The organism is Herbiconiux sp. 11R-BC (assembly GCF_049472555.1).
Lineage (GTDB): Bacteria > Actinomycetota > Actinomycetes > Actinomycetales > Microbacteriaceae > Herbiconiux.
Window position 1 is genome coordinate 53,707 of record NZ_JBCEBO010000009.1, and the last position, 11,717, is coordinate 65,423.

The following is an 11,717-nucleotide window of genomic DNA, read 5'->3' on the forward strand; positions in this document are numbered from 1 at the left end:
CTGCCCGCCGATGACGGGAAGACACGCCGCCCCCGGCGTGCCGGATGCGCCGCGCGTGAAGAAGACCGGCCCGCGCCGCGCCTCCACGGCGCCCGTGCCGGGCAGCGACCCCACCCCGCAGGCGCTCCCCGACGGCACTCCCGTGCGCGCCGCGGAGGACACCGACGAGGCCTGGGGCTCGCGCCCGCCCCGGCCCGGAACATCCGGCCCCAACGACGACCGCCTCAAGCAAGACGTCCCGCCCCACTGGTAACTCCTCGCGAGTCGCCAAAAAACGCCCCATAACCTTCGGTTTGGGGCGTTTTTTGGCGACTCGCGAGGAGGTCAGTGCTTGGGGGTGTGCGGGGGAGTGTCGGTGGGGGCGGAGGTCTCGAGCGCGGCGGCCGCGTTCTGGCGGGCCAGGAGGTCGCGGATCTCGATGAGCAGCTCGGTCTCGGTCGGCGGCAGCTCTTCGGTGGTGTCCTCGATCGACTCGGCCGGCGTCTTCTTGAGGGCGAACGCTGCCTTCTTGAGGTGGTTGATCGGCAGAACGAAGACGAAGTAGACCACGACGGCGACGATCAGGAACTGGATGATCGCCCCGAGCACCGCCCCGAACAGGATCTGCGAGTCGCCGATCTGCACGATGCCGGCGTTGTTGAGGCTGTCGGCCTTGAACAAGGCGCTGATCAGCGGGTTGAAGATGTTGGTGACGATCGAGTTCACCACGGCGGTGAAGGCGGCGCCGATGACCACCGCGACGGCCAGATCGATGACGTTTCCGCGGAGGATGAACTCCCTGAATCCCTTGAGCATGGGATCAAGCCTATTAGGAGGCGGCGGATCCGCCCGTGCTCTTCGCGGGCGTGCTCGGCGCGGGAGCGGCCGCCGGTGTGCTCGGCGTCGACGAGCCCGAGCCCGAGCCCGACCCTGACCCGGAACCCGAGTCGGACGACGTCGACGTGCCGCCACCCGAAGAGCCGCCCTTTCCGCCCGAGCCGGCCCGCGAATCCGTGCGGTAGAAGCCCGAACCGTTGAAGGTCACGCCCACCGGGCTGAACACCTTGCGCAGCTTGCCGCCGCACACGGGGCACACGGTGAGGGTGTCGTCGGTGAAGGCCTGCTGGATGTCGAAGGCGTTGTCGCACTCCGTGCAGCGGTAGGAATAGGTGGGCAAGAGAATCTCCGTCGAACTGGGAAAACGAGGCGCCGAGCCGGGCTCAGCGTGAGAACCGGATGATCTTCGTGGGGGTGACGGCGCCGTCGACCGGCGCGTCGTGGACTTCGCGAGGCACCTCGTCAAGGATCTCATCGTCGAACACCACGGCGAACACGGGCGGGCACTTCTCCATCGAGCCGAGCGTGCGGTCGAAGTAGCCGCGACCCCAGCCCATGCGCGTGCCCCGCGCATCCACCGCCGAGGCGGGGATGATGATGAGGTCGGCGTCGTTGATGGCGATCGGCCCGAGGATGCCGCCGACCGGCTCCGGCAGACCGTAGAGCCCCTCGGTCTCGGTCTCGCCGTCGCCCTCGGCCCAGTCGAGCAGGCCGTCCTGACGCGCGATCGGCAGCAGGACGCGCCGCCCGTCGGCGAGCGCCCAGTTGAGGAAGGGCCGGGTGTCGGGCTCGAACGAGGTCGACAGGTACGCCGAGATGGTGCGGGCCCCGGTCTCCTTCGCGAGAGCGATGAGGTTCTCGGTGAAGCCGAGGTTCGCGGTGTCGACGACGTGTGCCGGTCGTGTTCTCCGGCGCTCCCGCAGCTCCGCGCGGATGGCCCGCTTCTCATGGCTGGGGTCGGAGGTCATGCGAGCAATTCTAGGTCGCCCGCATGACACGGGTGTTTCACGCGCGTCATCTGCGCGCAACCAAACCTGGATACGCTTGAGCCTCATGGGGACACATCTGACGAAAGCAGTCATTCCAGCCGCCGGTCTCGGCACTCGCTTCCTTCCCGCCACCAAGGCGATGCCGAAGGAGATGCTGCCGGTGGTCGACAAGCCGGCCATCCAGTACGTCGTGGAAGAGGCGGTGGATGCGGGGCTCAACGACGTGCTCGTCGTGACGGGCCGCAACAAGGCCGCCATCGAGAACCACTTCGACCGCGTCTACGAGCTCGAGTCGACGCTCGAGCAGAAGGGCAAGGGCGACATGCTGCGGGTGGTGAACGAGAGCACCGCCCTCGCCGAGATGCACTACGTGCGCCAGGGCGACCCCCTGGGGCTCGGCCACGCGGTGCTGCGCGCCCGCATGCACGTGGGGCACGAGCCCTTCGCCGTGCTGCTCGGCGACGACATCATCGACGCCCGTGACCCGCTGCTCAAGCGGATGCTCGAGGTGCAACAGGCACGCACCGCCACGGTCATCGCCCTCATGGAGGTCGAGCCGGCGATGGCACACCTCTACGGCGTCGCCTCCGTCGAGGAGACCGACGAAGACGACGTGGTGAAGGTCACCGGACTGGTCGAGAAGCCCGACCCCGGCACCGAGCCCTCCAACCTCGCCGTGATCGGCCGTTACGTGCTCATGCCCGAGGTGTTCGACGTGCTCGAGCAGACGCCCCCCGGTAAGGGCGGCGAGATCCAGTTGACGGATGCGCTGCTCACGCTGGCCGCCGACGACACGATCGCGGGCGGCGTGTACGGCGTGGTCTTCCGTGGCCGTCGCTACGACACCGGCGACAAGCTCGACTACATCAAGGCCATCCTGCAGCTCGCGACCGACCGCGCCGACCTGGGACCGGCCTTGCGGCCGTGGCTGAAGGACTTCGCCAAGGGGCTCTGATCGCGCGGCTGCGCTCCTACGCGGTAGTGTTCGAGCAATGTTCGTTCCGACACTCTCCGAGGGCCCGATCACGGTGCGGCCGATTCGCGTTCGAGACGCGAAGCCGCTCGAGCGCGAGCTGATCGAGAACCGCTCGTGGCTGCGCAAGTGGGAGGCGACCAACCCGAACGGGCCGCTGTCGTTCGACACCCGCGCGAGCATCCGGTCGTTGCAGGCGAATGCGCGCGCGGGTCTCGGTCTGCCGTTCATCATGGAGTACGACGGCGAGCCCGCCGGGCAGCTGAACGTCTCGTCGATCAGCTACGGCTCGGTGGCCTCGGCCTCGATCGGGTACTGGGTTTCGGAGCGCTTCGCGGGCAAGAACATCACGCCCGTCAGCGTGGCGCTCGCCACCGACTACTGCTTCTTCTCGGTGGGCCTGCACCGCGTCGAGATCTGCATCCGGCCCGAGAACGGGCCGAGCCTGCGTGTGGTCGAGAAGCTGGGCTTCCGCTACGAGGGGCTGCGCCGCCGCTTCATCCACATCAACGGCGACTGGCGCGACCACTTCTGCTTCGCGCTCGTGCGCGAGGAACTGCCCGTCGGGGTGCTCCGGCGCTGGCGCGAGGGGCGCATCCCGCCCGGTGACGGGACCATTCCCGAGAGCGAGCGGCAGGCGGCAGCACGAGCCCTGCCCGTGGAGCCCCGGTAGACGTTTTCCCGTCAATCGCTGACACGCGCCCGGGGTAGCGGGGCTCGAGGCTCGCGCACCCCTAACGTGGGGGCATGACAACGGATTGGCTGAGCGGCGGCTTCATCATCGCCCTCGCCGCCGTGCTCTGGCTGGTGTACCTCGTGCCCTCCTGGTTCCGCAGCCGGCAGTACCTCGCCACCGAGCGCAACGCCGTCCGCCTGCAGCAGACCCTGCGCATCCTGGCCGAGACCTCCGAGGTGCCCGAAGAGGTGCGCGTCGAGGCGAGCGCGCGGGCGATCGCCGAGCAGGAGCGCATCCTGAAGCATCACGTGATCGAGCGCGAGACCGACGCCATCCCGTCGGCCGTGCGCACCGCCGACCGCCTGCGCCGTTCCCGTGCCGTCACCGCGGGCGTGTTCGCCGTCGCCGTGGCGGTCGCCGTGCTCGGTGGGATGCAGCTGGCCTACACGGGAACCTGGGTCATCCTCGCCGCGGGCGCGGTCACCTCCGTGGTCTGCCTCGCCGTGCTCGTGCGCCTCTCCCGCGCCGGGCGCCGCCTGCGGCTGCCCCGGCCGGTCGCCCTCGTCTCCCCGGAGTTCGTCGACCACGCCGAGCCGCTCGCGGAGGTCTCCGCCGACGCGGAGGCCGACGCCGACGAGGCTGCCGTGACCGCGGCTCCGAATGCCACGGGCTGGGTCCCCGTGGCCGTGCCTCGCCCGCTCTACCTCGCACGTGCGGCGCTTCCGCCGCTCGACTCCTACGACGAGGACGCAACGCCCGCCACGAGCGCCGCCGCCGCTTCGCCGCTCGCCGCCGACTCGGCCTCGGCCGACGCCGAGTCGGCGCACCGGGAGTCGCTTCGCCGCGCCGCCGCCGAGGCCGAGCTGAACCTCCGCGCCCGCCTCGACGCCGAGCACGAGACCGTCGCCGAGCTCCCGGCGCCCGCCGCCCCGGCGCCCCGCCAGGCCGTACCATCGCGCTTCTCCCGCATGGGCATCGTCGACGACACCACCACCACTGCGCAGCTCGACCTCGACGAGATCCTCGCCCGACGCCGCGCCGGCTGACCGCGCCCCGCCGCACTACACCGCTCCTTGTCGCGCCGAACGGAAGGAGATTCGGGCCCAGAAGTCGAGTTTCGCACGCGAGACCCCCGATTCTCCTTCCGTTCGGGAGGCATCCCGCGGCATATGCCGTTGCGGACATGAGTCGGCCTCATAGACTGGCCGCATGAGCGACGGCGGCGTCACCCCCACCACGGCCACCCGAGGCGGCTCCGGAATCTCACGGGCCGCGGCGAGCACCTCGTCGATCGACCTCTCGAAGCGCGACCTCACCCTCGACCTCGCGCGGGTGTTCTGCGTGCTGCTCGTCGTGGTCATCCACCTGCTGATGGTCGGCATTGGCTTCGGCCCCGATGGAGCGATCGAGGTGTCGCGGCCGCTCGAGGCGCAGTGGTGGTTCGCGCCGGTCACCTGGATCGGCCAGATCATGCCGCTGTTCTTCGTGGTCGGCGGCTTCGCCTCCCTCACGGCTTGGCGCAGCCTCACCCGCCGGGGCGGCACGGCGGCCGGTTACGTGCGCTCGCGAGTGCTCCGCCTGGCTCAGCCCGCACTCCCGCTCTTCCTGTTCTACGTGGTCGTCATCGGCGGCGCCCGGATGCTCGGGGTCGACCCCGAGCTCGTCCGCCTGGCCGTGGTGGGCGCCGCATCGCCGCTGTGGTTCCTGGCGGCGTACACGCTCTGCCAGGCCCTCGTGCCGCTCATGGCGTCGTGGCATGCGCGCGCTCCGAGAGCGACGTTGCTCGTGCTGCTGGCCGGAGCGGTGACGGTGGATGCGCTGCGCTACTCCACAGGCATCGACGAGATCGGTCTCGCGAACCTGTTCTTCGTCTGGCTGCTCGTGCAGCAGCTGGGCTTCTGGTATGCCGACGGCTGGTTCGCCGCCCGTCGCTGGTGGGCGCTCATGCTCATCGCCGTCGCGGCCTACGCCGCGCTCGTGCCGCTGACGCAGTGGGGTCCGTATTCCGACGACATGCTCACGAACCTCAACCCGCCCACGCTGCCGCTGGTGGCGCTCGCTCTGGCCCAGGCGTGCATCCTGTGCCTGCTGCGGCCGGCCCTCGCGAGGCTCATGAACACGCACGCGGCGCGCGCCGTCGTCTTCCTCGTCGGCTCCCGGTTGATGACGATCTACCTGTGGCACCTGCCGGTCATCCTGCTCGTGTCGGGTCTCGCGCTGCTCGTGCCCGGTGCCAGTCCCGCGCCCGCGAGCCCGGCCTGGTGGTGGTCGCGACCGCTGATGTTCGCGATCGTGCTCGCGGCGGTGTTCGGTCTCTCGTTCGTCGTCGGCCGGTGGGAGGCGCCACGGGAGGTGGGGCCCGTGCCGCCGACGCCCGTGGTGGCGGTGGCGACGGTGCTCGCGTTCATCCCGCCGTTCGCGGTGATGGAGTTCTTCATGGATCTCCCGATCGCCATCCTCGGCAGCGTTCTGCTCGCGGCGGCCGTGCTGCTGCTCGGGCGGTGGGGCGCATCCGGGCCCGGATCAGCGCATTCGCGTTCGGGCACGGTTTCGTCGTAGACTTTCGGGGTTGTCGTTTCGACGTCAGCGGGGCTATGGCGCAGTTGGTAGCGCGTCTCGTTCGCAATGAGAAGGTCCGGGGTTCGAATCCCCGTAGCTCCACCACTGACCCCGAGATCGTTCCGATCTCGGGGTTCTGTCGTCAGAGCGGGATGCCGGCGCCGGTCAGTGCGGTCTGGATGACGTCGGCGAGAACGTGCTGGCCGTCGGGCGTGGGATGCTCGTCGTCGTCCTGCAGCAGCCCGGGCTGGCCTGCGATCGGCTGGCCGAGGTCGAGCGAGATGCCGCCGACCGACGCGACCGCGTCCTGCAGCGCTGCCGAGCCGGTGAGGATGTCGTCGGGGGCCGGATCGGGCTGGTCCCAGAGCGTGGTGAACGCGACGATCTGCGCGTGCGGGAGCGCTCCCCGCAGCTCTTCCACCGTCTGCTGCGTCGCGTCCTGCACCTCGGCGGGGTCGAAGCCGAGGTCGTTGTCGGAGGACTGGATGATGACCACGTCGGGGTTCGCGGCGACGGCGCTGGGGATGAGGCTCTCGAAGTCGCCCCCGCAGTCGCCCTCGGCGATGAATCCGCCGCCGCTGCAGCCGAGGTTCACCACGGTCGCGCCGGTGGATGCCCCGACGAGCGCCGGCCAGGCCTGGGAGGGGTCGTCGAGGCCGTAGCCGGCCATGATCGAGTCGCCGATGGTCACGATCACCTGGGCGGCGGCCACCGGGGTCACGGCATCCTCGGCGGCAGCGGACGTGCCGGCAGGCTCGGCCGTCTGCGGCGGCGCGACCGGCCGGCCGGGCGGGGAGGCGGCGCTGACGGACGCCGCCGAGGAGACTCCCGACGTCTGGAGGATCAGTACACTGACACCCACGACGGACGCGATCGCGCCCACTGCCACGACAGCGGCGATCACCCCGACCCGGCCCGTTCCCATGTGCGCCACGATAGCCGCCTTGCCTGGCACCGAGCCGAGGGCCGTCTCGGGTGGCGGGCGCATTCCGGCCTCCCCGGCCACGCGGACCGCGGGTCGTACAATCGAAGCGAGCACCGAGGGGCGGTGGGAGCATGGACCAGTGGCGCGAGGTCGCTCCGGGTGTGCACCATCGCCGGTATCAGCCGGTGGACGTCTCGGTGACGGCGATCGTGGGCAGCACCGGTGTCGTCGTGGTGGACACGCGCAACAACCCCGCGGAAGCCGCCGCGATCGAGGCCGACGTGCTCGCCGCCTTCGGGCTCCCCGTCGTCGCGGCGATCGACACCCACGCGCACTACGACCACAGCTTCGGCAACCAGTGGTTCGCGCGCGCCGGCATCCCCGTCTACGGACACCACCGCATCCCGGCCCACTTCGCACGCTTCGAGGCACCGCGCCTCGGCCGCGTGCAGGCGCAGCCCGGCCTCGAAGCCGACAAGGAGTGGGCGGAGGTGGTGCTCACCGCGCCCAGCGTGCTCGTCGACCGGCCCACCATCGTGCGGCCGGGTGGGCGCGAGGTGCATCTGCTGCCCATCGAACGCGGGCACACCGACACCGACCTCGCCGTCTTCGTGCCCGACGTGCGGGTCTGGGCCCTCGGCGACGTGATCGAGCAGTCGGGGCCGCCCATGTTCGGCTCGGGCAGCTTTCCGCTGTCGTGGCCGGATGCGCTGGGCCGGCTCCTGAACGGCATCGACCCCGGTGACGTGATCATCCCCGGCCACGGAGCCGTGGTCGACCGCGCCTTCGTGGTCGAGCAGGCCGCCGCGCTCGCCGAGGTGGCGGCGTTCGTGCGCTCGTCGCACGCGGCGGGCGTCCCGGCCGAGGCGGTGGATGCCGCCGCCGGCCGCGCCGCGCATCCCGCCCTCGCGCTCTGGCCCGACGCGTTCCTGCGTTCGGCCCTCGCCGACGGCTACGCCGAGCTGGCGGAGGAGGAGGAGGCGGCAGCGGCGGAGGAGGAGTCGAGCGCGCCCTGATCCCGACGGCTGCGCCGGTAGGCCACCACGGCGCCGGCGATCAGCACGAGCAGCACCGCGATGTCGACGAGGCTGCCCTCGGCGCCGTAGTCGCCCCCGGTGATCCACTCCGGAGCACTCGGCGTGGCCCCCACGACGAGCAGAGAGTTCGGCACCTCGGTGCCCGACACGGCGACGCCGAACAGACTGCCCTGCACCCAGTTCCAGGTGGCGTGGTAGCCGATGACGCCCCAGAGGCTCCGCTCGCTCAGGGCCCAGAGCACGGCGACCACCGAGTAGAGGCTCATGTCGATCATCGGCAGCAGGGAGAAGTCGCCCGAGACGGAGTGCGCGGCCGTGAAGAAGACCATCGACACCACGAGAGCACCGACCACGCCCGTGCGGCGGTACCAGACCTGCACCAGGTAGCCGCGCGCGGTGACCTCCTCCGCCCCGCTCTGCACGGCGAAGGCTACGATCGCGAGCAGCACCCAGCCCAGTGAGGCGGTGTGCACCACCCCGCCCGAGGCGTCGGCCACGAACACCAGGCTCCCGGTGGTCACGCCCACCACCACGTAGACGCCCATCTGCGCGAGGGCGATCCCGGCGCCCCGCGTCGCCCGGATGCCCGCCCGCCGCCGTTCGCGGAAGCCCAGCCCGGCGAAGGGCCGCTGCTCCTTGAACCGCAGCCAGACCCACAGGAGAACCCAGACCACGAGGAACGCGGGGGTGAGGGCCACGATGCCGCCGTCGGCCAGGAACTCCGGCGTCTCCACCAACCGGAGCAGCCGCCCGGCGCCGAACACCGCCGCGGTGACGAGCACCGCGACCGCCGTGCCGAGCACGAGTCCGCTCGGCCGCCGGGCTTCGTCCATAGCCCGGGCGAACACCGCCGGGCGCACCGATCGTTCGCTCATCGTTCTCCCCTGGTTCGATCAGATCGCGGATGCTGCCCTCAGCGGGCGCGGATGCCGTTCAGCCCGTGGGCCCGCGGATCCGGCAGCCGGGCGAAGTCGGCGCCCAGCACCTCGTCGACCACGATCTCCACCGTGTAGTGCGCGGTCGCCGCCAGCACGTGGCCGGCGTACGCGGCGCCGCGTTCGGTCTTGACCCCCACCGAGGCGTGCAGGTGCAGCACCGGCGTGCCCGAGGCATCCGGAGCCACCGTCGCCGAGCCGGAGCCCTCCACCCACTCGAGGGTGATCGAGGTGGGCATGGGAGCGTCGTCGTCGTCGACCGGGCCGTCGGCGGCGATCAGGGTCACCGAGGTGAAGGCGCCGAGGAACACGGGCACCACGGCGCGCGCGATGCCGTGGGCGGCGCAGGCCACGAGAACGCCTGTCAGAACGTCGTCGCCGGGCTCCAGCACCACCAGGATGCTGCGGCCGCGGGTGAGGGGAAAGGTGTGCACCCTTCGAGCCAACCACATCCGTGGCCCCGCTTCCGACACGCGGGTGCGGCCGCGTGCCGCCCGTGCGTCGCCGTCGCCCTCGCGGCCGTCAGCTCAGATACACCACGATGCCCGTGTGCCCGTGCAGCACGCTCGCCACGCCGGCCTCGATGGCGTCGGCGGTGCGCTCGGGCGTGACGGAGGCGGGGTCGAGGTCGCCGGAGGTGCCGAGCCCCGTTCCGCGGAACACCGCCCCGGGCCACACCACCGAGGTGACGTTGGCCGTGGGCTCGGGCAGCTCGGCGCCCACCACGAGAACCTGCTGGTCGAGGTACTGCGCGGTCACGAGCATGAAGGTGTCGATGACGCCGTTGCCGGCGCCCACGATGAGATCGGATCCCGCGGCCACGGCCTCGTCGAAGAGCGTGCCGACCTCCTCGTCGTTCGATGCGCTGAGAGTCGTGAGTGCCACGTGGGCTCCCGCGGCCCAGTCGGCGACCGCCTGCACGACGGTGGTCGTGGCCGCATCCGTGCCGGCCGAGATGAGGGTCACGCGGTAGCCGACCGGCGGCGTCACGCCGGCCCAGGATCCGGGCTCCGGGGTGACGGTGGCCTCGGGGGAGGGGGAGGGCGAGGCGCTGCCGATGAAACCGGCGCCGAGGGGGGTGAGCAGGGCCGCGGCATCCGTCGGCGTCGGGGTGGGCGTCGCTGCGGTGGCGCCGCAGCCGGTCAGCAGGGCCGCCGCGAGCGAGGCGACGGCGAGGACGCCGAGAAGTGGCCCGGATGCTCGGGGCCGGCGGGGGCGGAGGGGGGTGGACATCGCCCCCGACGATGGCACGGACCGCCCGCCCCCGGGTGACGGCGGGAGACCTGGGTGGTGAACAGCGGGGAAACGCTGTCCCACGGTATCGGGGCCCGGTGCCGGAGCGGCCGGGCGGAGCGCTCCGGTTCGCGGGCGTTCGCCCCCGCGTCGCCTCCGGGCCGCGTGCCGTTCACCCGCGTGAGGCACATTTCGCGAGTCGACGAAAGGCTCCCATGACGAATCACCTCCGGCTCGCCGGTCTCGCGGGCGTGCTCGCCGCGGTCGCCGTGGCCCTGGCGGGCCCCTTGCTCGCGGCGGCTCCGGCATCCGCCCACGGCTTCAACTCCACCGCCTACGTCGACCTCGCCGCGGGCGCTCCCGGCCACGTGCTCGCCACGGTCGAGCTGGAATACGACCTGCTGGTGGTCTCGGCCGCGGAGAAGGCCTCCGACCCCTCCTTCTTCGACGAGGGGATGGCGGTCTTCCAGACCGGAGACGAGGCGACCGCGCTGCGGGCGCACGAGAAAGCCGTCCTGAGCTACATCGACCAGCACCTCGGGCTCACGGCCGACGGCGTGGCCTGCGTCGAGACGCCGGCCACCGCCCTCACCTCGCACGTGCGCGACGAGGTGCCCTACGCGCAGGCGGTGCTCGACTACGACTGCACGGGCGGAGGGCCGGCGGCCAGCGCGTCGGGGCCCGTCGAGCACACGGTGCACCAGATCTCGAGTTCGCTGTTCCCCGACTCCGAGGGCTACGTCACCGACACGAAGACCATCGTGAGCTACGACCTCGACGGTCAGGCCGGGAGCGCCGCACTCGACGCGGCGAACCCCTCGTTCTCGACCGCGCAGCCCTGGACCGACCGCTTCGCCGAGTTCTTCCTGCTCGGCGCCGAGCACCTGCTGAGTGGCATCGACCACATCCTGTTCCTGCTCGCGCTCATCGTGGGTTCGCGGCGGCTCCGCGACGTGGTGCTCGCCGCCACGACCTTCACGGTGGCGCACTCGGTGACGTTCCTGCTGGCGGCGCTCGGCGTGGTCTCGGTGCCGCCCGCGATCGTCGAACCGATCATCGCGCTCTCGATCGCGGTGGTGGCGGCGTGGTACCTCGTCACCACCTGGCGCAAGCGCCCCTACGTGTTCACGACGTTCCAGCCCGAACGCTCGGGGTTGCTCGGCATGGAACGGGCCGACTGGGCGCGGCTCGCGGTGGTGTTCTGCTTCGGCCTCGTGCACGGGCTCGGCTTCGCGGGCGCGCTCGGCATCGACGAGCCGTGGTCGTGGACCCTGCTGTGGTCTCTGCTCGTGTTCAACGTGGGGATCGAGCTCGTGCAGCTCACCATCATCGCGATCGTGTTCCCGGTGCTCCTGCTGCTGCGCCGCCGGGCGCCCCGCGTGGGGCTTTGGGTGGGGGTGGCGATCGCGGCGGGCGTGACGCTGGTCGGTCTTGTGTGGTTCGTGCAGCGCATCCTCGGGATCGGTTGACGAACCGCAATGGCCGGTCCACCCCTCGAACGCGGGCAATTCAACAACCGTTTACCGACCAGCGCGAGCGTGGGTGCTGCGCATCCCGCGCCACACCAAGAACCT

At 71.2% G+C, this 11,717-nt stretch carries 14 protein-coding genes and 1 tRNA gene; 8 read left to right on the forward strand and 7 right to left on the reverse strand.

Features of this window, described 5'->3' with window-relative positions:
• Positions 1–10 precede the first annotated feature (10 nt).
• Positions 11–253 (forward strand): hypothetical protein, encoded by a 243-nt coding sequence (locus VD659_RS17810; RefSeq protein WP_423262385.1) that lies wholly within the window; start codon positions 11–13, stop codon positions 251–253.
• 71 nt (positions 254–324) lie between these two features.
• Here VD659_RS17810 and mscL read toward each other — a convergent pair whose 3' ends face one another.
• The 3 genes from mscL to VD659_RS17825 are packed head-to-tail and all read right to left on the reverse strand — an operon-like array spanning position 325 to position 1,784.
• Positions 325–795: a large conductance mechanosensitive channel protein MscL gene (gene mscL / locus VD659_RS17815; protein WP_423262386.1), complete on the reverse strand. Its 471-nt coding sequence runs from the start codon at positions 793–795 to the stop codon at positions 325–327.
• 13 nt (positions 796–808) lie between these two features.
• On the reverse strand, positions 809–1,156 hold the full coding sequence (locus tag VD659_RS17820; protein ID WP_423262387.1) for an FmdB family zinc ribbon protein: 348 nt from the start codon (positions 1,154–1,156) through the stop codon (positions 809–811).
• Positions 1,157–1,199: 43 nt separating this feature from the next.
• Positions 1,200–1,784, reverse strand: a complete 585-nt coding sequence (locus VD659_RS17825; RefSeq protein ID WP_423262388.1) for a 5-formyltetrahydrofolate cyclo-ligase — start codon at positions 1,782–1,784, stop codon at positions 1,200–1,202.
• 85 nt (positions 1,785–1,869) lie between these two features.
• Here VD659_RS17825 and galU point away from each other — a divergent pair, with 85 nt between their 5' ends.
• From galU to VD659_RS17850, 5 genes are all read left to right on the forward strand, one after another.
• Complete coding sequence (gene galU / locus VD659_RS17830) at positions 1,870–2,760, forward strand: UTP--glucose-1-phosphate uridylyltransferase GalU (RefSeq protein ID WP_423262389.1); 891 nt, start codon at positions 1,870–1,872, stop codon at positions 2,758–2,760.
• A 37-nt stretch (positions 2,761–2,797) separates the two neighbouring features.
• A complete protein-coding gene (locus tag VD659_RS17835; RefSeq protein WP_137835868.1) occupies positions 2,798–3,451 on the forward strand; it encodes a GNAT family N-acetyltransferase in 654 nt (217 codons plus the stop codon).
• A gap of 74 nt (positions 3,452–3,525) precedes the next feature.
• Positions 3,526–4,500, forward strand: a complete 975-nt coding sequence (locus VD659_RS17840; protein ID WP_423262390.1) for a hypothetical protein — start codon at positions 3,526–3,528, stop codon at positions 4,498–4,500.
• A 163-nt stretch (positions 4,501–4,663) separates the two neighbouring features.
• Positions 4,664–6,013 (forward strand): acyltransferase family protein, encoded by a 1,350-nt coding sequence (locus tag VD659_RS17845; RefSeq protein WP_423262391.1) that lies wholly within the window; start codon positions 4,664–4,666, stop codon positions 6,011–6,013.
• 29 nt (positions 6,014–6,042) lie between these two features.
• A tRNA-Ala gene (locus VD659_RS17850) sits at positions 6,043–6,118 on the forward strand.
• A gap of 37 nt (positions 6,119–6,155) precedes the next feature.
• On the opposite strand, the gene VD659_RS17855 is transcribed toward VD659_RS17850, so the two are convergent.
• On the reverse strand, positions 6,156–7,001 hold the full coding sequence (locus tag VD659_RS17855) for an SGNH/GDSL hydrolase family protein (RefSeq protein ID WP_423262392.1): 846 nt from the start codon (positions 6,999–7,001) through the stop codon (positions 6,156–6,158).
• 68 nt (positions 7,002–7,069) lie between these two features.
• Here VD659_RS17855 and VD659_RS17860 point away from each other — a divergent pair, with 68 nt between their 5' ends.
• The gene (locus tag VD659_RS17860; protein ID WP_423262393.1) at positions 7,070–7,954 is read left to right on the forward strand and encodes an MBL fold metallo-hydrolase; all 885 of its coding nucleotides are present in this window, start codon (positions 7,070–7,072) and stop codon (positions 7,952–7,954) included.
• Here the strand turns inward: VD659_RS17860 and VD659_RS17865 are convergent.
• The 3 genes from VD659_RS17865 to VD659_RS17875 form a co-directional block, all read right to left on the reverse strand.
• Positions 7,891–8,850: a lysostaphin resistance A-like protein gene (locus VD659_RS17865; protein WP_423262394.1), complete on the reverse strand. Its 960-nt coding sequence runs from the start codon at positions 8,848–8,850 to the stop codon at positions 7,891–7,893. The two genes, VD659_RS17860 and VD659_RS17865, sit on opposite strands and share 64 nt — an antisense overlap.
• 38 nt (positions 8,851–8,888) lie before the next feature.
• Positions 8,889–9,344, reverse strand: coding sequence for a PPC domain-containing DNA-binding protein (locus VD659_RS17870; protein WP_423262395.1), 456 nt, complete (start codon positions 9,342–9,344; stop codon positions 8,889–8,891).
• Positions 9,345–9,432: 88 nt separating this feature from the next.
• Positions 9,433–10,143, reverse strand: a complete 711-nt coding sequence (locus VD659_RS17875) for a BMP family ABC transporter substrate-binding protein (protein ID WP_423262396.1) — start codon at positions 10,141–10,143, stop codon at positions 9,433–9,435.
• A gap of 215 nt (positions 10,144–10,358) precedes the next feature.
• Between VD659_RS17875 and VD659_RS17880 the strand changes: the two genes are divergently transcribed.
• Positions 10,359–11,612, forward strand: coding sequence for a HupE/UreJ family protein (locus VD659_RS17880; protein WP_423262397.1), 1,254 nt, complete (start codon positions 10,359–10,361; stop codon positions 11,610–11,612).
• Positions 11,613–11,717 lie beyond the last annotated feature (105 nt).

Bases quoted from the DNA above. Each gene is read 5' to 3' on its own strand.
- VD659_RS17855 (WP_423262392.1), bottom strand. From the start codon at position 7,001: ATGCGCCCGCCACCCGAGACGGCCCTCGGCTCGGTGCCAGGCAAGGCG.
- VD659_RS17860 (WP_423262393.1), top strand. From the start codon at position 7,070: ATGGACCAGTGGCGCGAGGTCGCTCCGGGTGTGCACCATCGCCGGTAT.
- mscL (WP_423262386.1), bottom strand. From the start codon at position 795: ATGCTCAAGGGATTCAGGGAGTTCATCCTCCGCGGAAACGTCATCGAT.
- galU (WP_423262389.1), top strand. From the start codon at position 1,870: ATGGGGACACATCTGACGAAAGCAGTCATTCCAGCCGCCGGTCTCGGC.
- VD659_RS17825 (WP_423262388.1), bottom strand. From the start codon at position 1,784: ATGACCTCCGACCCCAGCCATGAGAAGCGGGCCATCCGCGCGGAGCTG.
- VD659_RS17835 (WP_137835868.1), top strand. From the start codon at position 2,798: ATGTTCGTTCCGACACTCTCCGAGGGCCCGATCACGGTGCGGCCGATT.
- VD659_RS17840 (WP_423262390.1), top strand. From the start codon at position 3,526: ATGACAACGGATTGGCTGAGCGGCGGCTTCATCATCGCCCTCGCCGCC.
- VD659_RS17810 (WP_423262385.1), top strand. From the start codon at position 11: ATGACGGGAAGACACGCCGCCCCCGGCGTGCCGGATGCGCCGCGCGTG.
- VD659_RS17875 (WP_423262396.1), bottom strand. From the start codon at position 10,143: ATGTCCACCCCCCTCCGCCCCCGCCGGCCCCGAGCATCCGGGCCACTT.
- VD659_RS17865 (WP_423262394.1), bottom strand. From the start codon at position 8,850: ATGAGCGAACGATCGGTGCGCCCGGCGGTGTTCGCCCGGGCTATGGAC.
- VD659_RS17845 (WP_423262391.1), top strand. From the start codon at position 4,664: ATGAGCGACGGCGGCGTCACCCCCACCACGGCCACCCGAGGCGGCTCC.
- VD659_RS17880 (WP_423262397.1), top strand. From the start codon at position 10,359: ATGACGAATCACCTCCGGCTCGCCGGTCTCGCGGGCGTGCTCGCCGCG.